Annotated in this window: 23 protein-coding genes and 1 tRNA gene; 9 read left to right on the top strand and 15 right to left on the bottom strand. The window is 70.5% G+C overall.

Annotated features, from left to right (window positions below; genetic code table 11):
• Positions 1 to 333 precede the first annotated feature (333 nt).
• Both ACIHCX_RS08790 and ACIHCX_RS08785 read left to right on the top strand, forming a co-directional pair.
• A complete protein-coding gene (locus ACIHCX_RS08790; protein ID WP_400027979.1) occupies positions 334 to 1,449 on the top strand; it encodes an integrase core domain-containing protein in 1,116 nt (371 codons plus the stop codon).
• Positions 1,450 to 1,742: 293 nt separating this feature from the next.
• Positions 1,743 to 2,336, top strand: a complete 594-nt coding sequence (locus ACIHCX_RS08785; protein WP_400027977.1) for a hypothetical protein — start codon at positions 1,743 to 1,745, stop codon at positions 2,334 to 2,336.
• An 82-nt stretch (positions 2,337 to 2,418) separates the two neighbouring features.
• Here the strand turns inward: ACIHCX_RS08785 and ACIHCX_RS08780 are convergent, their stop codons facing one another.
• Both ACIHCX_RS08780 and ACIHCX_RS08775 read right to left on the bottom strand, forming a co-directional pair.
• On the bottom strand, positions 2,419 to 3,018 hold the full coding sequence (locus ACIHCX_RS08780; RefSeq protein WP_400027975.1) for a hypothetical protein: 600 nt from the start codon (positions 3,016 to 3,018) through the stop codon (positions 2,419 to 2,421).
• Between the two features lie 108 nt (positions 3,019 to 3,126).
• Positions 3,127 to 3,402, bottom strand: coding sequence for a NucA/NucB deoxyribonuclease domain-containing protein (locus tag ACIHCX_RS08775; RefSeq protein ID WP_400027973.1), 276 nt, complete (start codon positions 3,400 to 3,402; stop codon positions 3,127 to 3,129).
• Between the two features lie 234 nt (positions 3,403 to 3,636).
• Here ACIHCX_RS08775 and ACIHCX_RS08770 point away from each other — a divergent pair, with 234 nt between their 5' ends.
• Together ACIHCX_RS08770 and ACIHCX_RS08765 are read left to right on the top strand one after the other, a co-directional pair.
• The gene (locus ACIHCX_RS08770; protein WP_400027971.1) at positions 3,637 to 4,728 is read left to right on the top strand and encodes an integrase core domain-containing protein; all 1,092 of its coding nucleotides are present in this window, start codon (positions 3,637 to 3,639) and stop codon (positions 4,726 to 4,728) included.
• Entirely contained in the window at positions 4,725 to 6,290 is a 1,566-nt protein-coding gene (locus ACIHCX_RS08765) for a TIGR04141 family sporadically distributed protein (RefSeq protein WP_400027969.1), read from the top strand. Before ACIHCX_RS08770 ends, ACIHCX_RS08765 begins: the two co-directional genes overlap by 4 nt.
• A gap of 554 nt (positions 6,291 to 6,844) precedes the next feature.
• Here the strand turns inward: ACIHCX_RS08765 and ACIHCX_RS08760 are convergent.
• The 4 genes from ACIHCX_RS08760 to ACIHCX_RS08745 form a co-directional block, all read right to left on the bottom strand.
• Positions 6,845 to 6,918, bottom strand: a tRNA-Pro gene (locus ACIHCX_RS08760).
• Positions 6,919 to 6,993: 75 nt separating this feature from the next.
• Positions 6,994 to 7,629, bottom strand: a complete 636-nt coding sequence (locus ACIHCX_RS08755) for an SRPBCC family protein (protein WP_400027967.1) — start codon at positions 7,627 to 7,629, stop codon at positions 6,994 to 6,996.
• The gene (locus ACIHCX_RS08750; protein ID WP_400027966.1) at positions 7,626 to 7,988 is read right to left on the bottom strand and encodes an ArsR/SmtB family transcription factor; all 363 of its coding nucleotides are present in this window, start codon (positions 7,986 to 7,988) and stop codon (positions 7,626 to 7,628) included. Before ACIHCX_RS08750 ends, ACIHCX_RS08755 begins: the two co-directional genes overlap by 4 nt.
• Before the next feature lie 80 nt (positions 7,989 to 8,068).
• Positions 8,069 to 8,593, bottom strand: a complete 525-nt coding sequence (locus tag ACIHCX_RS08745) for a MarR family winged helix-turn-helix transcriptional regulator (protein WP_400027964.1) — start codon at positions 8,591 to 8,593, stop codon at positions 8,069 to 8,071.
• A gap of 256 nt (positions 8,594 to 8,849) precedes the next feature.
• Between ACIHCX_RS08745 and ACIHCX_RS08740 the strand changes: the two genes are divergently transcribed.
• On the top strand, positions 8,850 to 9,317 hold the full coding sequence (locus ACIHCX_RS08740; protein ID WP_400027962.1) for an SH3 domain-containing protein: 468 nt from the start codon (positions 8,850 to 8,852) through the stop codon (positions 9,315 to 9,317).
• A gap of 162 nt (positions 9,318 to 9,479) precedes the next feature.
• Positions 9,480 to 10,397: a DUF2690 domain-containing protein gene (locus tag ACIHCX_RS08735; protein ID WP_400027960.1), complete on the top strand. Its 918-nt coding sequence runs from the start codon at positions 9,480 to 9,482 to the stop codon at positions 10,395 to 10,397.
• 29 nt (positions 10,398 to 10,426) lie between these two features.
• Here the strand turns inward: ACIHCX_RS08735 and ACIHCX_RS08730 are convergent, their stop codons facing one another.
• Both ACIHCX_RS08730 and ACIHCX_RS08725 read right to left on the bottom strand, forming a co-directional pair.
• Complete coding sequence (locus ACIHCX_RS08730) at positions 10,427 to 11,788, bottom strand: MFS transporter (RefSeq protein ID WP_400027959.1); 1,362 nt, start codon at positions 11,786 to 11,788, stop codon at positions 10,427 to 10,429.
• 161 nt (positions 11,789 to 11,949) lie between these two features.
• Entirely contained in the window at positions 11,950 to 12,900 is a 951-nt protein-coding gene (locus ACIHCX_RS08725; RefSeq protein WP_400027957.1) for a VOC family protein, read from the bottom strand.
• Positions 12,901 to 13,168: 268 nt separating this feature from the next.
• On the opposite strand from ACIHCX_RS08725, the gene ACIHCX_RS08720 reads away from it, so the two are divergent.
• Positions 13,169 to 13,513 (top strand): cupin domain-containing protein, encoded by a 345-nt coding sequence (locus ACIHCX_RS08720; RefSeq protein WP_400027955.1) that lies wholly within the window; start codon positions 13,169 to 13,171, stop codon positions 13,511 to 13,513.
• A gap of 14 nt (positions 13,514 to 13,527) precedes the next feature.
• Here ACIHCX_RS08720 and ACIHCX_RS08715 read toward each other — a convergent pair whose 3' ends face one another.
• Positions 13,528 to 14,562, bottom strand: a complete 1,035-nt coding sequence (locus ACIHCX_RS08715; RefSeq protein WP_400027953.1) for a LacI family DNA-binding transcriptional regulator — start codon at positions 14,560 to 14,562, stop codon at positions 13,528 to 13,530.
• A 189-nt stretch (positions 14,563 to 14,751) separates the two neighbouring features.
• Here ACIHCX_RS08715 and ACIHCX_RS08710 point away from each other — a divergent pair, with 189 nt between their 5' ends.
• Together ACIHCX_RS08710 and ACIHCX_RS08705 are read left to right on the top strand one after the other, a co-directional pair.
• The gene (locus ACIHCX_RS08710; RefSeq protein WP_400027951.1) at positions 14,752 to 15,939 is read left to right on the top strand and encodes a phytanoyl-CoA dioxygenase family protein; all 1,188 of its coding nucleotides are present in this window, start codon (positions 14,752 to 14,754) and stop codon (positions 15,937 to 15,939) included.
• Positions 15,940 to 16,038: 99 nt separating this feature from the next.
• Positions 16,039 to 17,043 carry a Gfo/Idh/MocA family oxidoreductase gene (locus ACIHCX_RS08705; RefSeq protein ID WP_400027949.1) on the top strand — a complete coding sequence of 335 codons (1,005 nt, stop codon included), beginning with the start codon at positions 16,039 to 16,041 and terminating at the stop codon, positions 17,041 to 17,043.
• 46 nt (positions 17,044 to 17,089) lie between these two features.
• Here the strand turns inward: ACIHCX_RS08705 and nhaA are convergent, their stop codons facing one another.
• The 6 genes from nhaA to ACIHCX_RS08675 all read right to left on the bottom strand — a co-directional run bounded on the left by nhaA (position 17,090) and on the right by ACIHCX_RS08675 (position 24,106).
• The gene (nhaA, locus tag ACIHCX_RS08700) at positions 17,090 to 19,006 is read right to left on the bottom strand and encodes a Na+/H+ antiporter NhaA (RefSeq protein ID WP_400027947.1); all 1,917 of its coding nucleotides are present in this window, start codon (positions 19,004 to 19,006) and stop codon (positions 17,090 to 17,092) included.
• A gap of 436 nt (positions 19,007 to 19,442) precedes the next feature.
• A complete protein-coding gene (locus ACIHCX_RS08695) occupies positions 19,443 to 20,048 on the bottom strand; it encodes a GPP34 family phosphoprotein (protein WP_400027945.1) in 606 nt (201 codons plus the stop codon).
• Positions 20,049 to 20,166: 118 nt separating this feature from the next.
• Positions 20,167 to 21,183 carry a Gfo/Idh/MocA family protein gene (locus tag ACIHCX_RS08690; RefSeq protein WP_400027943.1) on the bottom strand — a complete coding sequence of 339 codons (1,017 nt, stop codon included), beginning with the start codon at positions 21,181 to 21,183 and terminating at the stop codon, positions 20,167 to 20,169.
• 22 nt (positions 21,184 to 21,205) lie between these two features.
• Positions 21,206 to 22,108 (bottom strand): sugar phosphate isomerase/epimerase family protein, encoded by a 903-nt coding sequence (locus ACIHCX_RS08685; protein ID WP_400027941.1) that lies wholly within the window; start codon positions 22,106 to 22,108, stop codon positions 21,206 to 21,208.
• Positions 22,109 to 22,112: 4 nt separating this feature from the next.
• Positions 22,113 to 23,030, bottom strand: a complete 918-nt coding sequence (locus ACIHCX_RS08680; protein ID WP_400027938.1) for an ATP-binding cassette domain-containing protein — start codon at positions 23,028 to 23,030, stop codon at positions 22,113 to 22,115.
• A gap of 5 nt (positions 23,031 to 23,035) precedes the next feature.
• Positions 23,036 to 24,106, bottom strand: coding sequence for an ABC transporter permease (locus tag ACIHCX_RS08675; RefSeq protein WP_400028662.1), 1,071 nt, complete (start codon positions 24,104 to 24,106; stop codon positions 23,036 to 23,038).
• Between the last annotated feature and the right edge of the window lies 1 nt (position 24,107).

Here is a 24,107-nt window from a genome sequence, read left to right as displayed (position 1 = left end):
AGTCCCTACGACTCTCCCGGCACGCTCGCGCGGGAGCGCACCACGGCTCGTGGCTGCGGGGCGCCTTGTGGGGTTTAGTCGATCTGCTCCCCGTCGTGCGTACCTCCCTTGCAGCGGTTGGCCGCCAGATCGGGCGTTCCGCCTGTGGGGTGCCAGAAGTCGCGTCGTCTCTTTGACAGGGGGTTTTGCAGGGTCCGTCAATCAGGGCAGGCTCGGCTCGCATGGCGTTGCGCGTGCTCTACCTGGTCTTCCTGAGGCTCCTCGGTCTGCTCCTGCTGCTCTCCCACTCGGAGGAAGACACGGAAGTCGAGCTGCTCGCGCTGCGCCACAAGAATGCTGTGCTGCGCCGCCAGCTCGGTGCTCGCCCGCCGCGCCTGGCGTGGCCGGACCGTGTCGTGCTCGCCGCTCGCCCGGCACCTGCCGACGCGGCTACGCCGCCACCGCCTGGTCACCCCCGGCACGCTCCTCACCTGGCACCGCCGACTGCTCCGCTGGAAGTGGAAGCAGAAACCCGTGCGTATCGGTCGGCCGCCGATCTCCGAGGAGCTCAGCGCCCTCATCCTGGACCTGGCCCGCGAGAATCCCATCTGGGGCTCGACCCGCATCCAGGGCGAACTGCGGCGCCTGGGCCACCGCGTGGGTGCCTCGACGGTCCGGCGTGTCCTGCGGGGCGCCGGCCTGGGCCCGGCACCCCGACGCGGCGACACCGCTCCGACCTGGCGTCAGTTCCTGCGCTCCCAGTCCTCCGGCCTGCTCGCCGCTGACTTCTTCCACGTGGACACCGTGGCGTTGACCAGGCTGTATGCCTTCGCGGTCATGGAGGTCGGCACCCGCACCGTGCACCTCCTGGGCGTCACCGCCCACCCGACCGCGGCCTGGGCCACCCAGCTCGCGAGAAACCTTCTGGCCGACCTGGGGGAAAGGTCCTCGGGCTTCCGCTACCTGCTGCGCGACCGCGACAGCCGCTACACCGAGGCGTTCGATGCCGTCTTCGCCGCCGACGGCATCGAGATCCTCAAGACGGCGCCGCAGGCACCGAGGATGAACGCCCACATCGAACGGTTCATCCGCACAGCGCGGGCCGAGCGCACCGACCGGTTGCTGATCTACAACGAGCAGCACGCGCGCCGCGTCCTCGCCGAGTACGCGGAGCACTACAACACCGGGAGGCCACACCGGGCCCTGCAGTTCCCGCGCCAGGCGACGACCCGGACGTTGTCCCCTCCCCCGCGCAACGGATCCAGCGCCGCGACGTCCTCTGATATGGAACGAACACCACCTACGCCACGCGCTGCGCGAGTACGAACGGCACTACAACGAGCACCGCACCCACCGATCACTGCACGCTACGGCCCCCCTCCGCTCCCTGCCCGAACCGATCACCGAACCAGATCACATCACTCACCTCGACGTACGCCGACACGACCGGCTCGGCGGCATCCTCCATGAGTACCAACACGCCGCCTAACCAGCGCGGACGTAATTCTCGGCACGCACAACCCAAACCCGCTCCCACCTGCATGGATGAAGTATTCGGCAAGGGCACCGTTGTTGCGTGCGCGGGGAGCTCCCATCCCATCCGCCGTCGACCCAGGCAGAGCCGAGCAGACGCGGCCGTGAGTGAACTGGTTGAGCATGTCGATGAGCATGACCGCGTGCTGGGAAGTCGTCGACCGAGATGAGGCGGTGCGTGAGAACTGGCCGCATCGCATTGAGCGGGCCGCAGATGGAAGGCCCGCCAGATGATCAACAAGGTGCTGCCCGGCCAGTGGATGCGCCTCCAGACCGGACGCGGGACGAAGGGCACCCGCGAGTACGACTGGGCCTGGCTCGACGTCCGCGCGGACGACACCTCCGACGGGCACCAGGACGACGGCACCAGCGTCCTGGTCGCCCGCCGACACCGCTACACCGGCGAGATCTCCTTCTTCCACTGCTGGGCGCCCGAAGATGTCACCCTCGCCCAGCTGGTGGAGGTGATCTGCCGACGGTGGCGGATCGAGGAGACTTTTCAGCTCGGCAAGACCTTCACCGGCCTGGGTGAAGGGCAGGTGACCTGCTGGAACTCGTGGATGCGCTGGTCACTGTTCTCATTGATCGCGTCCGCCGTCCTCGCTCTGACCGTTGCTGCCACGACCACGGTCGGCTCTGCCGGAACGGCCCGTCTCGTCCCGTTGACCTGCCCCGAACTTGTCCGACTCCTACGGGCGTTCGTCCTCACCGCACCAGTCCGGAACCCGGAACACGTCCTGCACTGGATGGCCTGCCGCCACCACCACCAAGCCATTGCACAAGCCTGCCACCAGCACCGACACACTCTCCAGGACCAGCCATGACCAGAACTACAGCTGCCGTGACAGTCATCCACTCACGACCGCTGAAGAATCGAGCGCCAATACTGGACAGCGCCGCGGAAAATTATGGGATATCCCAAGCCGGTGTATCCTGGAAACGAATGGAGGACGCAACGGATAGCATCTGAAGCCGCTCTCTCAGCCAGCACTCCTTCGAAGCCAGGCCTGTGATCTGCTCGACAAGAGCAAGCAGGTGTACACCCCGCCTCATATCTTCACCACCGAAACCGGCCGGCACTTCGGACCACCCAAGATTCCATCGAGGGTCTGCGACACGCAGCGGAGCCATTGCATCTTGGGCATCGAATTCGTAGGCAACCAATTCCCCATTCACGGCATAGTGGAAGCTGTGAACACCCTCACTGCTGAAGCTTACGCTTACACATCGCCCCTTCCGTGAGATTTTCCGCAGCACACCGGGAACCGCCAACGTCGAACCGTTCGACTCAACAGTGAAGAGTAGTCCACTATCCTCACCCAACCCAATCAATTCAACGTCCCGCGTCACACTCTCAAGAGCTTCCCGGGCATTCAACCTCTCGCTTTCATTGCCCTGCACCCCCAAAACCCGCATCACTTCTTCCCGCACGGGTCCCTCAATGACAGAAATAGTGGGATACAAATAATCTTGCTCCAAGCCATAAAACCATTCGAACCTACTCATTATGCTTACATCTCCTTCTGTCACTTCGATTAAGGAAACATCCGAGTGGAGCGGCCGAACGCGGGCCGGCCGCTCCACCTTAATGGGCTCAAGCGGAGCAGAAAATCTCTATCCCGCTATGTAGACACCGTATTCCTGGCGCACGTTGATCACCGTCACCAGAAACTGGTCGCCCTTCTGAATCTTATTGGACGCCATAAAGCTGCCGAGATCCTTGAACTGCGTACGCTGCTCCGACAAGGGAACTCCCATCGTCTGGGCGCCGACACCTCCCTCAAATGTGGAGGCGAACGGATACTCGTCGCAGCTCTGCGGCCCCTGCCATGTGGGCTTCTTACACCCTGCGAGCTCTCTGTTCCGACTCTGCGGGTGCCGATAAATCATCCGCCCAGGCCGCAGCCTTGATCGTCAATCTATGGCATTGCCGCCAACCGTTCCCCTTGTCTTCCCGTGGCCCAGTGCGAACGGCATCATGACCTCTCATGCTGCTGCGTCTGGCCTTGCGGGTGCCGATAAATCATCCGTGCAGGTCGCGGCCTTGATTGCCGGTCCCTGACCATGCCTGACACCCGCCGAGGTCTTCATCTACACGAGGCACCGGCGGCATCATGATCTGTCGTGCTGCTGCGTCTGGCCTACCTCGCCGCGACCAACACCTTCGCGCTGCTGCGGCTCCTACCGATCAGCGACAACGAGAAGAACATCGAGATCCTCACACTCCGGCATCAACTGCTGGTCCTGCAACGCCAGGTCGGCAAGCCTGTCTTCACCAATACCGACCGCGCCGTGCTCGCCGGCCTGCTCCACCACCTCCCGATGCACAAGCTGCGGCGTCTCCTGCTGCTGGTCCGCCCGGACACGGTCCTGCGGTGGCACCGCGACCTGCTCAAGCAACGCCATGCCGCGACCTGCGCACCGAAGCGTCGCGGGCGCCCACCCACCGTCCGCTCGATCCGCGCCTTGGTCCTGCGCCTGGCCCGCGAAAACCCCTCGTGGGGCTACCGCAGGATCCACGGCGAACTCGCCACGCTCGGCATCGAGGTCGCCGCCTCCACCGTCTGGGAGATCCTCCGCGAGCACGGCATCCCGCCCGCGCCCGAGCGGCAGAGCACGAACTGGGCCGACTTCCTGCGCAGCCAGGCCGAGGCCCTGCTCGCCTGCGACCTCTTCGAGGTCCGCACGCTGGCCGGGGCACGCCTGTACGCCTTCGCCGTCATCGAACACGCCACGAGGCGCGTCAGGATCCTGGGCGCCACCGCGCACCCCACCGCGGACTGGATCGTGCAGCTTGGACGCAACCTCCTCATGGACCTCGAGGACGCGGGCAGCACAGCCAGGCTCCTCATCCGCGACCGCGACTCCAAGTTCACCGCCGCCTTCGACGACCTGATGACCGACGCCGGAATCGAGATCGCAACTACCGGCATCCGGATACCCCGAATGAACTCCCTCATCGAGCGCTGGATTCAGACCTGCCGCAGAGAGCTCCTCGACCGCATCCTCGTCTGGAACCAGAGCCACCTCCTCTACGTGCTCCGCACGTTCGAGACCCACTACAACGAGCACCGACCACACCGAACACTGGGACAAGCCGCACCCCTGCGCCCACTACCCGAACCGATCACCCCTCCAGCACAGCTCAGCAACCTGAACGTCCGTCGGCGAAACCGACTCCGCGGAACCCTCCACGAGTACCAACATGCCGCATGACCAGGCCGGATGATTTTTCGGCACCCGCAGTGCCGGCGGTGTACTTCACCTGCGGGATGGAGCGCTCCGAGGCGCCGTGGTGCGACAACATGTTCCGCACCACCGGCATCCACGTGGTGGAGAGCGTGCGCCGGACCGCCGCAGTACTGCTGCTCGCTGTCGACGACGAGGTGTACGCAGTCGGCTGCGACCAGGGGTACCGGCTGATCCCGGAGAGCTTGAAGGACAAGCGCTTCGGCCTGTCCTTCGCCATCCGGCAGATCGACCCGAACCTGATCCGCGGCGCCGTCTCCAAGGCCCTCGGCCAGGCGCGCACCGACATCTCCCTGATCCCCACCGGCGCCCCCGTCCCGATGCTGGGCCTGCGGGACCACATGCGCATCGTGCGCAGTCTGGGCGGTTACCTCGACGACATCCCGCTGACCCGTTCCCGCTACACGCGCGGCAAGGCGTTCACCGCGCACGGCGGGTGCGGTCTGCGGGTGCCTCTCGGGATCGAACCGCACGACCTGATCGCCGACATCCGGGAGATCGCCAGGGCCTGCGGTGAGCGCACCCCGCACCATGAGCTGGAATTCGTCGACCACATCGTGCCGGCCAAGGACGGCCCTACTGTGGCCGCTCTCGACCAGGCCCTCGATGAGGCGCTCGGCCGCCCCGCCGACGGGCGGATCTCCGTCTCCGTCCCCTCCGACCACCACGACGCCTACTCCACGGCCACCACGTACCGCACGAGGATCAACAGCGTGGACGCCTTCGCCTCCGACGCCTTCGACCTCGACTACGTGCTCACCCGGGCCCGCCTCGCGCGCGCCAACCGGCGCCTGAATGCCTTGCGGGAAGGCACGGTGACGCTGCTGCGGGACCGGTATGCGGGGACCTCCGAGGTGCTCGCCGTCACCAGCGCCATGGACTGGCTCGAGACCGAGATGGCTCTGGGATCGCGCCGGTTCTGCCTCATGGACGGCGAGTGGTACGAGATCGGGGCCGCTTACCTGCAGGAGACCGCCGCAACCGTGGCCGGACTGTTCCCCTCGATCCCGTACTTCGATGCCCCCGCCTGGCGGCAGGGTGACTCCGAGAACACATACAACAAGGCCATCGCCGACAGCCACGGCTGGGTCTGCCTCGACACCAAGAACGTCAACAACCCCCTGCGCCGCACCGACCAGGTCGAGATCTGCGACGTGCTCACCGACGACAACACCCTCATCCTCGTCAAGCGCGCCAGCAGCTCCAGCCCGCTGAGCCACCTGTTCAGCCAGGCCAGGGTGGCGGTAGAGCTGCTGTACGAGTCGGCGGACGCGCGGGCCCAGTTCGCCGCGAAGGTCCTCAAGGAGAGCGAGGGAAAGCACACGCTGTCCGAGGACTTCACGCCTCAGCGCGTGGTTCTCGCCATCCTCCTCAAGAACCGTGAAGAGCTCACTCCCGAGTCGATCTTCGGCTTCTCCCAGATCACCGTCGCCCAGACCGCGAAGGCGCTCGCGGCCCGGGGCGTAACCGTGGAGGTCGTCGGAATCCCCAGCAGCACCAAGGTGAGCGATCTTCCCGCGGCTGCCTGATCAGTCCCCGGAGGGATTCGAACCTGTACGGAGCCTGGCTAACCGAAATGAAACGGCCGTGGTCATCACCAGCGACCCGGCCCGGTCGAGCGCCGCTCCATACAGCCCGCTATCGCCGCGTACCGCCGCTCCCACGCCGACAAGGGGACGCACACGACGCCCAGCACCCCAGCCGCAACCCCTCCGACCTGCACAGACCCCGGCGATCGCGTTCAAGATCTTGATGCACCGGCCATCCAGACATGAAGCCCTCGCAGTCAAGGGACACCGAAATCGGACAAGGGGCCGCCCATTCACACGACCCCCTTCGAGGAACTGGGAGCAAGCCGACCCCTTGACCAGTAAAAGCTGGGAGCAGCAGGCCCGCCGCTCTGGGAGCACGGCCGTCTCGACCGGATCGGGCGATAGCCGGTCAACATCGATTGACGCCACCAACAGCGACTGGGAGCGATGGGAGCACGGGGAGCGGACGAACGCTCCCAGATTGCTCCCACTCACGCGTCAGGGGCCCTCCGAAGAGAGCCCCTGAACTGCGGAAACTTCCGACATCTCTGTCGGGACGACAGGATTTGAACCTGCGACCCCTTGACCCCCAGTCAAGTGCGCTACCAAGCTGCGCCACGTCCCGGTGCGTTCGTGCGGTGATCCACTTGAACGCGCAGGTGAACCTTACCTTACGCGGGCGGGTGCGGCCGATTTCAGGTCATCCCCGGGCGCCCGTGTAGAAGGCGGTGGTGCGGTCGGCGGCCTCGCGTGCGCGGGCCGGGTCCGCGCCGCTCGCGACGTTGGCCGCGTACCACCCGTCGCTGCTCGCGGCGACGAACCGGCGGCCGTCCTCGGAGCCCATCCAGGTCATGGCCTCGCCGGAGTCGACCGGAGCGCCGCTCGACAGGTGGAGGGTCAGGCCGACGAGCATCATGTCCCAGCCGACCCCGACCGCGCCGGGGCCGTACTCGCCCCACTTGGTGTCGTCGATGCGGAAGAGGTGGTCCAGCTCGAAGCGGGTGCCGCCGCCTTCCTCTGCGGTCAGCCGCAGCTCGATCCAGCTGGTCTCGTCGCCGTACTCCCAGGTCGCGGCGAAGCTCCTGGGCGGGTCGCAGCGTTCGATCGTGCCGCCGGCGTTGCCCTTGAGTTGGTAACGGCCTCCCAGGCGGAGTTCACCGGTGACGGGGAGGAACCAGCGCGGGATGCGCTCGGGGTTGGTGCAGGCGTCCCAGACGTCGTCGAGCGCGGCGTCGTAGCTCTGGCTCACCGTGACCACGCGGGCCTCGGCCGCCTTGAAGACGCGGCGGCCGACCCGGCGGTCGACGGCGTTGATCTGCTGGGTCACGTCGATCATGGGGTGCTCCTCGGAGGGTCGTCGGCACCGCGCAGCCGGCGTTCGCGCCTGCCGCGGGCCAGCTCGGTGGCCAGCGCGTCCAGGGGCTGGGCCCAGAAGCCGCGGAACCGGTCGAGCCAGGCGTCGACGTCCTTGAACGGTGCGGAGTTCACCGCGTACAGCCGCCGGGCGCCCTCGGGGCGGACGGTCGCGAAACCGTTCTCCCGCAGCACCTTCAGATGCTGCGACACCGCGGGCTGCGAGATCCCGAACTCCGCCGTCACGGTCGCGCAGACCGCCCCGGAGGTCCGCTCGCCGTCGGCGAGCAGTTCCAGTATCCGCCGCCGGACGGGGTCGCCGAGGACGTCGAACGCGTGCATGGCCGACAACGTATCACCCACCCCTTATATAAGCCACTACTGATACGACGTGCGGCGCCGACCCGAAGCCGGGAACGCCCTCAGCGGGTGCGCCGGGTCGCCTCGGCCGCCTCCTGTTCGCTGTCGGCGTCCTGGGCGTACACGAGGAAGTCGTCGACCATGCGGTGGAAGAGCGTCGCGAGCCGGCGCAGATCCTCCGGGGACCAGTCGGCCAGGGCGAGCTGCATGCCGCGGGCCCCGACCTCGCGGATGCGCTGTATGGCGTCCCGGCCGAGGTCGGTGAGCTGGATGCGCTGGGCGCGACGGTCGTCGGGGTCGGGGATCCGGGTCACATGGCCGGACCGCTCCAACTGCTGCACCGTGCGCGTGACATGGGAGGCCTCCACACCCAGGCGGTTGGCCAGCTCCCCCGGCCGCTGCGGCTCGCAGTCGGCGATCTGGCGCAGCAGGGCGACCGCTGCCCGGTCCAGCGGCACCCCGGCCAGGGTCATCAGCCTCTCATGCTGCCGGGCCCGGGTACCCAGGTAGGTGATGCGCATCAGTGCGCGCTCGATCTCGGCCACTTCGGGCGAGACGGATCCGGTGGGCAACGGCGGAGTAACCATATCGGCAACTTTACCATATCCTTGCCTTACTCAAGTAATTTGCCGCGGACCCGGAGCTCCCGGCACGCCGGCGCACGGAGAGCCGAATCCCGTCCCCGCGGCCGTACCCGGGTGGCCACGCCCCCGGTCCCGTCCCCGGGGACGTCCCCGCCGTCCCGGGGGACGCGGGGACGGCATCGCGGGGGCGCGGCACGGAAACACTGGGCGACGTGTGATCACGACGCGTGGTCACAGGAACGACAGCCCGGAGGTTTCCATGATCCGACGGACCCTCACCAGCGGCGTGCTGGCCACGGTCGCGGCGCTCGCGCTCGTGCCCACCGCGGCCGACGCCGCACCGGCCGCCCCCGGCTCACGCCCGGCCGTGTCGGCGATCGCCCCGCTCGCGCCCGAGACCGCCCGGCAGGCGCCGGCCACGTACCGCGTCACCCCCGTGGGGCAGGTGCCGCAAGGACGTCATGTCAACCGGTGGGCGACGCACCACCGTTCGGTCCACCCCCTCGGACGTGTGACCACCCACCGCCGGGCGCTGAACGTCCGCTCCGGCCCCGGCACCCGGTACCGGGTGATCGGCGCCCGGCACGCACACCGGCTGGTGGCACTGAAGTGCCGGACGCAGGGGTCCTGGGTGAGCGGCACACGGCAGTGGTACCGCCTCGCGCACGTGCGGGGGTACGTCTCCGCGCACTACGTCCGCATCCGGGGTACCGTGCCGTGGTGCTGACGCACCGTCACGGGCGTACGAGGTGACCGCCTGGCCCGTCCGCGAGCAGCACGCCCGCGGACGGGCCGTCGACTCGAGGTGTGTCGGCGCCCTCATCCCGGGAAACCATCCCGACAACCGGGGCGAAACGCCCAAAGCGGGAATGGAGTCGGGAGCAGCAGCATGCGGCAACCCCAAGGAACGGCAGCGTCACCCGGGCAGTTGACCATTGCCCTGCGCGAGCTGCGGGACCGTACGGGTCTGAGCCTGGCGGCCCTGGCCGCGCGCACTCCGTACAGCAAGTCCGCCTGGCACCGCTATCTGACGGGAGCCAAGCATCCACCCCGCTCGGCCGTGGAGGCGCTCGCCCGGCTCGCGGGCGCCGATCCCGCCCCGGCGCTGACCCTGTGGGACACCGGCGGCACATCCCCTTCCGCGGTCGCCGGGTCCGAATCCGGGTCCGGACCCGAATCCCAGCCCGTACCCGACTCCGGCGCCGACTCCGGACCCGAGCACGGACCCGACTCCGGGCCCGAGCACGGATGCGACCCCGATCCCGATCCCGGCCCCCGGCCCGGTTCCGAGCCCAAGTCCGGTTCCGGGCCGGCGGGCCCGCCCAGGTCACGGGTGGGACGCGTTCTCCTACTGACGGCTCTCACCCTGCCGGCCGCGGCCACCGCGACGGCCGCGGTCCTCCTGGCGCACTCCCCCGGCAGGCCTCCGGACGCCCGGGTGGTGATGGAGTCGCCGCGCTGTCACGGCGCCTCCTGCCAGGGCGCGTTGCCCGACGCCTCGGCCTGTGCCGGGGACGCGCGGACGCAGAGCAGCGTGGACGGCGCGACATACACCGTGCGGCTGCGGTACTCGCCCACCTGCCGCACCGCCTGGTCCCAGCTGCGGGTACGCAAGGCGGTCGCCCGGGAGATCTCCGTACGGATGGGCGGGAACGTCCTGTCCGCCACCTACGCCGCCGACGACACCCTCAGTGACACCAGCCCCATGCTCAACGTCTCCTCGCCGCGGGGCGTGGAGGCCTGCGCCGAGGTCGAGGGGAGACTGGCCTGCACCGGCCTGGACCCCGACGCACCGGATCACCCGTGACGCCCCGCCCCGCCCAGGGGGCGGCGGTGTCAGCTCGCGGTCAGGAGATCCTGGCGGGGGCTGCCCTGCGCGGGGTGTTTCGAGCCGCGCAGGGCAGCGATGCCGATGAAGACCATCGAGGAGACACCGGCCAGGGCGAAGGCGGTGAATCCCCAGTCGCCGCGGTCGGCGGCCAGCAACTGACCACCGAGCCAGGGGCCGAAGACGGCGCCGAAGCGGCCCATGCCGGAGGTCCAGCCGACGGCGGTGGCACGGTTGCCGGAGTGGGAGCGGAGGGAGACCGTGGCGTAGATCATGGTCTGGGCGCTGTTGAGGAACACACCGGTGAGGAAGACCACCGTGAAGGTCAGCGCCAGCGGCATGTGGACGCTGAGCAGGAAGACCCCGACGGCGGTCAGCGCGAACCAGATCGCGGAGATGAGCGGGGCGCCGGTGGGGGTCCCCCCGCGCGAGCGGAGCCGAGCGTGGGGGAGGTCGGAGGCGCGGCCGGCGACGAGCATGCCCACGATGCCGCCCAGGTTGAACAGGACGACGAAGGTGAGTGCGGAGCCCAGGTTGTAGCCCTCGCCGCGCATCAGGGTGGGCAGCCAGGTGGCGACGCCGTAGACGAGGAGCAGACCGCCGAAGGAGGCCAGCCAGTACAGCAGGGTCTGGATCCACTCCCCGCCGCGGAAGAGGCCGGCCAGGGTGGCCCAGCGGTCGGTGCCCTCCTTGCGCGCGGGCGCGGCGGGCAGCTCCACCTCGTAGCGGGCGGCCAGTTCGCGGGCCTCGTCGGCGCGGCCCTTGGCGACGAGGAAGCTCAGCGACTCCGGCATGGCCTTGGCGAGCACCGGCACGAACAGCAACGGGACCACGCAGACCCAGAACGCGGCACGCCAGCCGACGGGCTCCACGAGCCACTTGGCGACGTAGGCGGAGAGGATGCCGCCGGCGTGGTGAGCGGTCATCAGGGCACCGACGGTGAGGGCGCCGCGGCCGCCCCGGGCGTAGTCCGTGACCATGCTGATCGCGGTGGGCAGCAGACCGCCGAGGCCGACGCCCGCGATGGTCCGGCCGAGGCCGAACACCGTGACGCTGCCGGAGACCGCGCACAGGCCGGAGGCCAGTGAGAAGAGCGCGACACAGGCGACCATGAGCTTCTTGCGGCCGATCCGGTCGGCGACCGTGCCCGCGGTCAGCGCGCCGACGAGCATGCCGAAGGTGGCATAGCTACCGAGGTCGCCGGCCAGGCCGGGGGTGATCCCGAGGGCCTTCTGTTCCAGCATGTGCGGCAGCACCGAGCCGTAGACGAACATGTCGAGTCCGTCGAAGAGCACGGCCAGCCAACACAGGCCGACGACCAGCGCGGCCAGTCTGCTGCCGCGCCGGGACAGGGCGGTGGAGGAGGACATCGTCTGCTCCCTCTCGTACGTGGGTGCGCCAGACGCTAAGGAGCCCGGAAAGAGGAGTCAACGTTTTCGTCAACAATTTCAGCGACAATCTGGTCGCGCTGTCTCCGGTAGCACCGAGGGAGGGCCGCACACAGCCGTGTGCGGCCCCCGCCCCCTCCGCCTCAGTCGACCGGGGGTGTCCCGTGGGTGTGGAAGGACTCGATGGTCCGCAGGCCCCAGGCCTGCCCCTTGGCCCGCTCCGCCTCGGTCCAGGTGATCAGCGGCCAGTCCGGCGCCAGCACCAACCGGGTGAGCGGGTTGCACAACTCGATGCGGTTGCCGCCCGGTTCGTAGACATAGAGGAAGAACGTCTGCTGGATGGCGTGCTTGTGCGGACCCGTCTCGATGAACACGCCGCTGTCGATGGCGAGATCGGCGGCGCGCAGGATGTCCTCGCGGGTGTCGGTGGCGAAGGCGATGTGGTGCAGCCGGCCGCTGGAGCCCGTCCAGTCCTCGGTGTAGACGACGTCGTAGGACTTGTCGGTGAAGGTGAGCCAGCGGGCCGCGATCCGGCCGGAGTCCAGCCGTATCTGCTCGGTGGGCCGGGCGCCCAGCACGTGTTGCTGGAACTCGGCGTTGGCGAGCACGTCGGCGGCGAGGAAGTTGACATGGTCCAGGCGTCGCACGCCCACGCCCTGGTTGGGCTTCGCCTGGGGCTGGTTCTTCAGCGCGGGCTTCAACTGGTCGGGGGCCCGATAGTGCTCGCTCTCCCAGTAGAGCGCGTGCTCGTGCCCGTCGGGGTCGGTGGTGACGTACAACCTGCCGATTCCGGGCTCGTCCTCGGTCCAGTGGCCGGGGCGGCCCGTCTCCTCGATCGCCTTCACCCGGCGCTGGAGGGCTTCCTCACTCGACGTCCGCAGGGCGAGCCGACCGAGCCCCGGCTGGTCGCGGGCGGTGAGCACCAGGCTGTGGTGCTCGTAGTCGTCGAAGGTGCGCAGGTGGACGGTGTCGCCGTGCTGCCCGTTGACGGCGAGCCCGAGGTAGTCGGTGAAGAAGGCGACACTGGCGTCGAGGTCCGGGGTGAACAGCTGGGCATGACCGATATGGGCGATGTCACGCAGGGGCGGGGCCATTGCTGCCTCCAGGGGGGTCATGCGGGGGCGGGGACGGGGGGTGGCATCGGTCGGCCAGGGCCTGAGTGAGTGCCGGTCAAACCTAAATCCAGCGGGGCAGGATTGACAACAATTTCGTTGGCCATATTGCTCGCAAGAGCGGGAGGCGCCTGTCGGCCCGCAGCCGCGGAACTCCGCCACGGGAAGCGACGAAGTGTCCCGGGACCGGGACCGATCCCCCACACTCTGTCGGCGTTCCGGTGCCGCCCGCCCCGGCTAGGGTCACGGCATGACCCACAGTTTCGTTCTGCACGTTCCCGACGCCGACCTCGTACCCGAGCCACTCGAACCGGAGCAGATCGTCTCCGGGACGCCCGAGGTGACGGGCAAGGTGGTCTGGGAGTCGGAGGACGGCCGGCAGATCCGCGGGATCTGGCAGATCACCCCCGGAGTCGTCACCGACACCGAGGCGGACGAGCTGTTCGTGGTGGTCAGCGGCTCGGCGACCATCGAGTTCGAGGGCGGGTCGACCCTGCATGTCGGCCCCGGCGACATGGCGGTGCTGCGCGAGGGCGACCGCACGACGTGGACGGTGCACGAGACGCTGCGCAAGGCGTACGCGATCAACCTCTGAGGCCCGCCCCGGACTCAGCCGGCCATCGCGTGCGGCGGCATGTTGCAGGGGGTCACCACCTGGATCGCCGACGGAAGCGTCGGTCCCGCGGGCGGCAGGGCGCCGTGGGCTCGCATCACCAGGTGGCAGGCCTCCCGCAGGTCCTGGCGCAGGTCGTGGTGGAGCACGGCGGACAGGCGGTGCTCGCGCAGCAGCCGGGTGTTGTCCTGGTCGAGGTCGTGCGCGATGAACACCGCGCACGCGCGGCCGGCGTCCGCGAAGGCCCGCAGGGTGGCGATGTTGCCGCCGCCGATCGAGTACACGGCGCGGATCTCCGGGTCGCGCTCCAGGGCGGCCCGCACGAGGTCGTACTGCGTGGCGTCCAGGCCCTGCCCCTCGGCGATCTCCACCAGTGCCCGCCGGGGGTGACGGGCGCGCATGGCGCCGCGGAAGCCCATCTCGCGTTCCTCCTCGTTGCGGAAGAAGCCGCTGCTGAGGCTGGTGAGCACATTGCCGGGCCGGTCGCCCAGCCACTGGCCCATCAGATACGCCGCCGTCGCGCCCGCCGCCCGGTTGTCGCTGCCGACGTAGCCGAGCCGGGCGCTGGACGGCAGGTCGGTGACCAGGGTGACGACCGGGATGCCGGCCGCCACCAGCCAGCCGACCGCCGCGGTGACCTCGGGGACGTCCGGGGCCTTGAGGATCACACCCTGCGAGCCGCGCCGCGCGATCCGGTCGAGGACGGCGATCTGCTCGCGCACCGGACCGGTCTCGCGGAAGTGGAAGCGGGAGCGCACCACGGCCGGGTGCAGGGACGGCAGTTCGGCCTCCAGGGCGGCCCGTACGGCGGTGCTGAACCGCTCGGGCGCCTGCATCACGATGTCGACCATGAAGGTGCGGCCCACCAGCCGGACCTGGGTGCGCTGGCGGTCGAGGTCGGCGATGGCCCGGTGCACCTCCCGCGCGGTGCTCTCCCGCACCCCGCCGCGGCCGTTGAGCACCCGGTCGACGGTGGCCTCGCTCAGTCCTGCCTGACGCGCTATCTCGCGGATCGGGAAGGGGTGGCCCACGCGCAGCCTCCTTGAGAGGTTCTCTGAGGGCTTTTTGATGGCTCGCCGCTGGTTGTTCGAGGTGTTTGTACTGACAAGAATGACAGGACGCGACGGCCCTCGTGACAGGTTCCGCCGACGACCGGCCACGGGACCGTTCCCGCCCGCCGACCCTCCCGTGGCCGTCGCCCGACGACCGAAAGGACGACGATGTCCTCCACCCCCGTTCAGCGCCGTGCCTGGCTGTCCGAGCAGGACTGCGACCTCGGCTCCTTCCGCGCGCTCGTCGAGCGGGCGACCGATCCCGCCGACCATCCGCACGCCTCGTCGGTGGAGCACGGCGTCCTCGTCTACGACACCGAGCGGCTGCGCAAGGCCGGGAACCGCCGCGCCCTGCGGGCCGAACTGGTCCGCGCCCTGGACGAGGGGCCCGGCATCGTGGTGTTCCGGGGCGCCTTCCCCGACACCGCCGTGGTCGACCGGGCCACCGCCGTCTTCCGCGCCCTGATCGCCGAGCAGCGCGCCTCGGGCGCGGGCGGCGGGGACCACTTCGCCAGGCCTGGCGCCAACGACCGGGTGTGGAACGCCCTGGAGAAGACGGCGCTGCACGACCCGGAGGCGTTCGCCGACTACTACGCCAACGACGTCCTGGCGCTGGTCAGTGAGGCCTGGCTCGGCCCCGGCTACCAGGTCACCTCGCAGATCAACGTGGTCAACCCCGGCGGCGCGGCCCAGACCGCGCACCGCGACTACCACCTGGGCTTCCTGGCCAACGAGGTCGCCGCCGCCTACCCGGCGCACGTCCACCGGCTCTCCCCCGTGCTGACCCTCCAGGGCGCGGTCGCGCACTGCGACATGCCCGTGGAGTCCGGTCCGACGATGTACCTGCCGTACTCGCAGCGGTACGAGCCGGGTTACCTGGCCTGGCGACTGCCCGCGTTCCAGGCCTACTTCGAGGACCACCACGTGCAGTTGCCGCTGGCCAAGGGGGACGCCGTCTTCTTCAACCCGGCGCTCTTCCACGCCGCCGGGACGAACCGGTCGGCGGACGTCCGGCGCATGGCCAACCTGCTCCAGGTCTCCTCCGCCTTCGGACGCGCGATGGAGACCGTCGACCGCGAGGCCGTCGCGGGCGCCCTCTTCCCAGTGCTGCTCAAGCGCAAGGCGGAGGGCGCCGACGCCGCCTGGCTGGACCGCGTCGTCGCCGCGAGCGCCGAGGGCTACCCGTTCCCCACCAACCTCGACAGCGATCCGCCGGTGGACGGTCTGGCGCCGCCCTCGCAGGCGGACCTCGTACGGCGGGCGCTGCGTGAGGAGTGGACACCGGACGCGCTCCGCGCGGAGCTGCGGGCCGGCGCCGGGCGGCGCGACCAGAACCTGCTCGGCCGACCGGACTGAACCGACGGGACCGAACCGACGGGACCGAACCGACCAGCGCCGCACCACACCCACCACAGCACCACAGCACCACTCAGGCACCCAAGGAGCATCAGCCCCATGCGTATCGGAATCCTCGGCCTCGGCCGTATCGGCGCCTTCCACGCCGAGACCCTCTCCGGACTCGACGCGGTCGAGTCACTCGTCGTCGCCGACCTGTTCGCGGACGCCGCCAAGGCCGCCGCCGAGCGGTTCGGGGCCGAGGTGGCCGACTCGCCCGAGGCGGTACTGGCCGCCGGGGTGGACGGCGTCGTCGTGGCCGCCGCCACCGATGCCCACCCGGCGCTGATCCTCGCCGCCGTCGACGCCGGCGTTCCCGTCTTCTGCGAGAAGCCGGTGGCCCGCACCATGACGGAGGGCGTCGAGGTCCTCGAGGCGGTGCAGGGCAGCGGCGTGCCCGTGCAGATCGGCTACAACCGCCGCTTCGACGCCGGTTTCGCCGCCGCCCGCGCCGCCGTACGGGCGGGCGAGCCGGGCAGGCTGCACACCGTGCGGTGCACCACGCTCGACCCGGCGCCGCCGCCGGCCGCGTACATCGCCGCCTCCGGCGGGATCTTCCGGGACTGCTCGGTGCACGACTTCGACATCATCCGCTGGGTGACCGGGCGGGAGGTGACCGAGGTGTACGCCGTCGGCGGCAACCGGGGCGCCGACTACATCAGGGAGGCGGGCGACGCCGACACCACCGGGGCCGTGCTCACGCTGGACGACGGCACGATCGCGGTGGTCTCCAACAGCCGCCACAACGCCCGCGGTTACGACGTCCGCATGGAGCTGCACGGCTTCGAGGACTCGATCGCCGTCGGCCTGGACGACAAGCTGCCGGTGCGCTCGGTCGAACCGGGGGTGACCTTCCCCACCGGCACCCCGCACGACTTCTTCATGGACCGCTTCGCCGCCGCCTACCGCGCCGAACTCACCGCGTTCACCGAGGTCGTGGCCGGACGGCTGCCCTCACCGTGCACGGTCGCGGACGCCCTGGAAGCGGGCTGGATCGCGGAGGCCTGCACCCTGTCCCTCCACGAGCACCGCCCGGTACGCGTCGAGGAGGTACGAACCGCCTGACCCACCGGGCCCGGACCGCCGACGCGGCCCGCCGCGGGCCGTTTGGTCAGGTGGGCGGGCCCGCCCCCGCGAGGACGGCGCGTTCGCGGGCGGCGCGGACCGTTGTCGACAGGGTGGCGATGTCGTAGGCGCCGTGATGGCGGCGGCCGTTGACGAAGAAGGTCGGGGTGCCCGAGACGGCGCTGAGGTCGGCCGACTCCACGTCGTCGGCCACCCGCTGCGCGCCCGCCCGCTCCCGCAGGTCCCGGCGGAAGCGGTCCGCGTCGAGGCCGATCCGCTCGGCGTAGCGCAGGAGGTCCTTGGGGTCCAGGTCGCCCTGGTGGCTGATCAGGACGTCGTGCAGCTCCCAGAAGCGGCCCTGGCGGGCGGCGGCCTCCGCGGCCTCGGCGGCGAGCTGCGCGTTCGGGTGGACGTCGGTCAGCGGCAGGTGCCGCCAGACGTAGCGCACGTCGTCGCCGAACTCGGCGAGCAGCTCCCGCACGACCGGCTCGGCGAGTCCGCAGTACGGGCACTCGTAGTCGCCGTACTCGACCAGGGTCACCGGGGCGTCGAGCGGCCCGCGGACGTGGTCGCGCTCGGGGTCGACGGGCTCGCCGAGGTCGACGATGACCCGGCCCCGGCCCAGCAGCGCGCGGGCCCGCCTGCGCGGGGGCAGCAGGGAGAGGACCCCGGTCACCAGCCAGGTGACCGCGAAGGAGCACAGGACGGTCGCCAGGATGCCGATCTTCGCCTCCTCCAGCCGGGTCCCGCGGAAGGCGAGGGTCGCGATCAGCAGCGACACCGTGAAGCCCACCCCGGCCAGGGTGCCGCCCGCGGTGATCGCGCCCCAGCCGATCGGCGGGCGCAGCCGGCCGCGGCTCAGCCGCACGGCGAGCCAGGTGGAGCCGACGACGCCGATCGGCTTGCCGAGGACGTAACCGAGCAGGATACCGAGGGTGACGGGTGAGGTGAAGGCGTCCGCGAGCCGGGCCGCGCCGAGCGGGAGCCCGGCGTTGGCCAGCGCGAACAGCGGCACGATCAGATAGCTGGTCCAGGGGTGGAGCATGCGCTGAAGCCGCTCGTTGGGCGACAGCGCGGTGGCCAGGCCCCGGCGCAGGGTGCGTTCCAGCTCGGGTGTGGGCTGCTCGCGAAAGCGCCGGAAGAGCCGGCTGGCGCGTTCCAGGGCGTGCCGCCGGGCGGGGTGGGCGTAGGTGAGCAGGCCCATGACCAGCCCGCCGACCACCGGATCGACGCCGGAACGCAGCAGCGCGCCCCACAGGACCAGGGCGACCAGGGCGTACACGGCGGAGATCCGTACGCCGGCCACGCGCAGGGCGATCAGCACGGCGAGGACGCCGAAGGCGGTGAGCAGTGCGGGCGGGTAGAGGGTCCCGCTGTAGGCGAAGGCGATGACGGCGAGCGCGAGGAAGTCGTCGGCGACCGCGACCCCGAGGAGAAAGACGCGCAGGCCGCCGGGCAGCCGGGTGCCGAAGACGGCGAGGATGCCGAGCGCGAACGCCGTGTCGGTGGACATGGCCGCGCCCCATCCCCGGGCGGTGGCGTGGCCCGCGTTGAGCGCCAGGTAGATCGCCACGGGTACGGCCATGCCGCTGATCCCGGCGATCACCGAGAGGGCGAGCCGCCTGCGTTCTCTCAGCTCCCCCATGTCGAATTCCCGACGGGCCTCCAGGCCGACGACGAAGAAGAACAGCGCCATCAGCCCGCTGTTGATCCACTCCCGCAGTTCCAGGGAGACCCCGGCCGGGCCGACGGTGAACGCCACGTGGGTGCGCCAGAACGACTCGTACGTGCCGGACGCGACGTTGGCCCACACCAGCGCGGCGACCGCGGCGGCGAGCAGCACGGCGGCGCTTCCGGTCTCGGTGCGCAGGAAGGTGCGCAACGGGCCGTGGGCGCCGGCGCCGCAGGAGGTCTGGCCGTTCAGGGGCGGCTGCGCCGGAGGTGTGGTCGGGGCCCGGGACACGGTGTCAGTTCCCGGCAGTGGGCGGCACCACGAGGCTTTCGGCGGTGGCCGCGGGGGCGGCGCCCCGTCGCGGTCGTGGACACGGGTGCGTCATGCGCCGGCTCCAAGCGCGGGGGAACGGGCCCGCGGCCGTCCCGGACGAGCAGGGGACGCGGGGCGCCGCCCGATTCCGCGGCGCACCCCGACGGGGTCGCACGGGCGGGCGACCCGCGCCGCCCCCAGCTTAGGAGGGCCGGGGCGGTACCGCCCGTCGACAAGGGCTAGGGCCTGTTGCGAAAGTCCCGTCGTCCGCCCGGAGGGCGGGCCTCGCGGCGTCAGGTGCGTGCTCTCGACGTGCCGGGCCCTGGCCCTCGTACTGGACGTACTCGGGTCAGGGCCCGGTGCGGCGAGAGTGCGTGCATGGCGCGCGAGGCAGGCGGGACTTTCGCAACAGGCCCTAAGCGCCCCGCCAGACATTCGCGAAGGCGGCGTCCTCGATGGCGCGGCGCTGGCGTACCGCCTCCAGTTCCATCACCGCGTCGTGGACGGCGGCGAGGACGGTGAGGACCGCGTCGTCCGTGATGCCCGGCTCCGCACCGGCCGGCTCGTCGCGGATGCCGACGGCCGCCGCCAGCGTGAGCAGCACCGGCTCGTCGGCCGCCCAGCGGTAGGCCGCGCGGCGCCGTGCCTCGGTGTCGCTGAGGACCGTGCGGCCGCCCCGGAAGGGCAGCCAGCGGCTGCGTTCCCAGGTGACCTGGCCCTCCTGCTCCAGGGCGGTCAGATAGGCCCTGGCCAGGCCGCGCCCGCGCCGCCAGAGCCAGTCCGCCAGGGTTTCACAGGGCACCTGGCGCACCAGCGAGGAGGCGGCCTCGTCCAGCAGCCGGTCGCCGGACTCCGGCACGAGTCGCGGCACGATCCGGTCGCCGTCCAGCTCCAGGAGCTCGGCCCGCAGCAGGTCGTACGCCTCGGCGCCGGCCAGCGCCAGGGAGAGGTCCCCGCGCTCCGGTGACCGGCTGGGGGCCACATCCAGGGCGACGATCATCAGGTCACGAGCTGTGCTCATCACGCTCCCCGTCGAGGAGTTGCCCGCCACTGCGTCGGTCACCGGCACGCAGAACGCGACGTTCCGTGCTTCCCGTACGCCCCGACTGTAGCGCGGCGGGCGGGGCGGGCGGCGGGTGTCATCCGTACAGTGCCGGGCGTTCGGGCAGCTCCACCGGCACCCTGCCGCCCTCGGTCAGGGAGCGGACGCCCGCCGCGCAGACCGCGGCCGCGGCACAGCCGTCCCAGGCGGTGGGGCCGGTGGTGGTGCCCCGGCGGACGGAGTCGACCCAGGCCCGCAGTTCGCGGTCGTAGGCGTCCTCGAAGCGTTCGAGGTAGTCCTGCGCGATGGTGCCGCCCCAGCGTCCGTCCGTCTGGGTGACCATGGCGTGGCCGTCGCCGACCTGGGCCGTGCCGCGTTCGCAGACGGCCTCGGCCCGGACCTGGTAGCCGAAGCCGCAGTTGACGAAGATCTCCACGTCGGCGATGACTCCGCCGTCCGTTTCGAGGACGACGAACTGCGGGTCCTGGACGCCGTCGGGGGCATGGGAGGACGGGGTGGGGCGCAGGACCGTCACCGCGGTGATCTCCTGGCCGAGCAGCCAGCGGGTCACGTCGATCTCGTGCACGAGCGAGTCACTGATGAGCAGTTCGCTGGCCCATCCGGGTGGGGCGGCCACGTTGCGGTGGCGGTGGTGCAGCAGCAGCGGGCGGCCCAGCCGGCCCGTCCGCAGGAGCTGTTCGAGCCGGAGGTACTCGGCGTCGTAGCGCCGCATGAAGCCCACCTGGATCCGCCGCCGGCCGAGCCGCTGCTCGGCTTCGAGCACGCGCAGCGCGGAGGCCGCGTCCGGGGTGAGCGGCTTCTCGCACAGGACGGGCAGGTCCTGGGCGAGGGCCGCGAGCAGGGCCGCCTCGTGGGCCGGACTCGACGAGGTCACGAGCACCGCGTCGACGTCGGCCGCGGCCAGCGCGTCGGCCGGGTCGGTGAACGCGGCGCAGCCGGCGCGGGCCGCGACGGCCTCGGCGCGCTCGGCGTCGGCGTCCACGACGGCGCTCACCCGGGCACCGCTGACGGCCTCCTGGATCCGGCGCACATGGTCGGCGCCCATGCGGCCCACGCCGATGACGGAGATGTTCAGAGTCGATGACCGGGCCATCGTCGTCCTTCCTCGGCCGGGGTCAGGCGCCGCAGGACCTGAGGAACCTGCGCGTGCGCACCGCGATGGGCAGCGGGGTGTCCGGTTCGCACGGGTACATGTCCTGCTCGACGATCGCGAAGAGGTCCACGCCGAGCGCCTGCGCCGCCGTCAGGACCGGTTCAAGGGCCGGCACTCCGGACGGCGGCTCGCACATCACGCCCCGCTGGACCGCCGGCCCGAAAGGGACCTCGTCCGCCACCACCTCGGCGAGGATCTCCGGGTCGACCTGCTTGAGGTGCAGGTAGCCGATGCGCTCGCCGTAGGTCTCGATCAGCTTGACGCTGTCGCCGCCGCAGTAGGCGTAGTGCCCGGTGTCCAGGCAGAGGCTGACGAGACCGGAGTCGGTGGAGTCGAGGAAGCGTTCGACGTGGGCCTCGGTGTCGATGTGGGTGTCGGCGTGCGGGTGGACGACGATGTCGAGGCCGTACGTCTCCCTGACCTGGCGGCCGAGCCGTTCCATGCCCCGGGTCAGGTGCGTCCACTGCTCGCCGGTCAGCTCCGGCGGCTCCAGGATCTCGGCGGTCTTGTCGTCGCGCCAGAAGGAGGGGATGACGACGAGGTGGCGTGCGCCCATGGCCCGGGTGAGTTCGGCGACCTGGCTGACGTGTTCCCAGGTGGCCTCCCACACCGACGGGCCGCGGTGCAGTCCGGTGAAGACGGTGCCCGCCGAGACCTTCAGGTCGCGCTCGGCCACCTCGTCGGTGAGCCGGGCCGGGTCGGTCGGCAGGTAGCCGTAGGGGCCGAGTTCGATCCAGGAGTAGCCGGCCTCGGCGACCTCGTCGAGGAAGCGTTGCCACGGCACCTGCCGCGGGTCGTCGGGGAACCAGACGCCCCAGGAGTCGGGGGCGGAGCCGACCCGGATGCGGTCCAGCACGGGGGCCATGTGATCAGTTCCCTTCGGTGGGTGCCGGTGCGGGCGCGGTGGGCGGCGCAAGGTCCTCGGCCTCCGGGAGCTCCTCGGTGTCGACCCCGCGCACCTGTGACAGCTCGTGCCTGAGGGCGGCGAGTTCGGTGCCGCCGGCCATGTGGTGGGTCAGCTCCTCCAGGCCGATCTCGCTGCGGTCCGCGCTGAGTTCGAGGGTGCCCAGGCGCAGCACGCTGAAGTGGTCGCCGACCAGGTAGGCGTGGTGGGGGTTGTGGGTGATGAAGATGACGCCGAGGCCGCGGTCGCGGGCGGCGGCGATGTACTTCAGCACGACGCCGGACTGCTTGACGCCGAGGGCGGCGGTGGGCTCGTCCAGGATGAGGACGCGGGCGCCGAAGTGGACGGCGCGGGCGATGGCCACGCACTGGCGCTGGCCGCCGGAGAGCGTGCCGATGGGCTGTTCCAGGTCGTCCAGGACGATGCCCATGTCGCGCAGTTCCTCGTCCGCGGTGCGCTTCATCCGGGCGATGTCGAGGCGGCGGACGGGCCAGGGGCCCCGGGTCAGCTCCGAGCCGAGGAAGAAGTTCCGCCACACCGGCATGAGCGGGACGGTCGCCAGGTCCTGGTAGACGGTGGCGATGCCCTGGGCGAGGGCGTCGCGCGGGCTGGAGAAGCGTACCGGTGCGCCGTCGACGAGGAACTCGCCCTCGGTGTGCTGGTGCAGCCCGGAGATGATCTTGATGAGGGTGGACTTGCCGGCGCCGTTGTCGCCGAGTACGCAGGTCACGCGCCCGGGGTGGACGGCGAGGTCGACGCCGTGCAGGGCGCGGATGTTGCCGTAGGACTTGCCGGCGCCGCGCAGTTCGACGACGGGCCCGTCGGCCGCGGGCGGGGATTCGGGGAGGACGGCGCCGTGGACTGCCGCCTTGTCGCTGGTCATGTCGGTCACCTCCGGGTCGCCGTGCGCCGGACCCACAGATTGATGAGGACGGCACCGAGCAGCATCACACCGAGGAAGGCCTTGAACCAGTCGGGGTTCCAGCCCGCGAAGACGATGCCCTGGTTCACCATGCCGAACATGAAGGCGCCGAAGACGGGTCCGACGGCGGAGCCGTAGCCGCCGGTGAGCAGGCAGCCGCCGATCACGGCGGCGGCGATGTAGATGAGCTCCTGGCCGACGCCCTCGCCGGACTGCACGGTGTTGAAGGAGAACAGCTGGTGCATGCCGGCGAACCAGGCGCCGAAGCCGACCAGCATGAACAGGGTGATCTTGGTGAAGGTGACGGGCACGCCGACCGCGCGGGCACTCTCCTTGTTGCCGCCGACCGCGAAGATCCAGTTGCCGTACTTGGTGCGCAGCAGCACCCAGGTGGCCAGTGCGGCGAAGACCAGCCACCACACCACGGTGATCTTCACCTCGACGCCGCCGATGTCGAAGGACGAGGCGAAGACGGCCTTGGCCTGGTCGAAGCCGTCCATGTCGCTGACGTCGTCGGTGGCCACGTTGCCGGTGACCAGTTTGGTGACGGCGAGGTTGACGCCCTGGAGGATCAGGAAGGTGCCGAGGGTGACCAGGAAGCTCGGCAGCCCGGTCCTCACCAGCAGCCAGCCGTTGAAGGCGCCGATCCCCAGCGACACCGCCAGGGCGACGATCACTCCGGCCCACACGTTCATGGTGAGCTGGTAGCTGAGCATGCTCGCGGTGAGCGCCGAGGTGATCACGGCGACACCGGAGGAGAGGTCGAACTCGCCGCCGATCATCAGCAGCGCCACCGGCAGGGCCATGATCCCGATGGTCGACGACTGGTACAGGACCGTCGCCATGGAGCCGCCCTGGCGGACCGAGGGCGCGGCGACGAGGAAGAACACGAGCACGGCGACGGCGCCGAGGAAGACCCCGACCTCCGGGCGGGACAGCAGTCTCCGCGTCGGCGAACGCCGTACGGTGCGGCCGTCGGTCTGCCGGGGGCCGGGAGCCGGCGGTGTGCCCACCGCCGGCGCGGCCTGCTCGGACATG

Origin of the sequence: Streptomyces sp. NPDC052043 (assembly GCF_044548235.1) — a bacterium.
Classification (GTDB): domain Bacteria; phylum Actinomycetota; class Actinomycetes; order Streptomycetales; family Streptomycetaceae; genus Streptomyces.
Note: the sequence above shows the minus strand (reverse complement) of the source record. Positions and strands in the feature narration are given on the sequence as shown.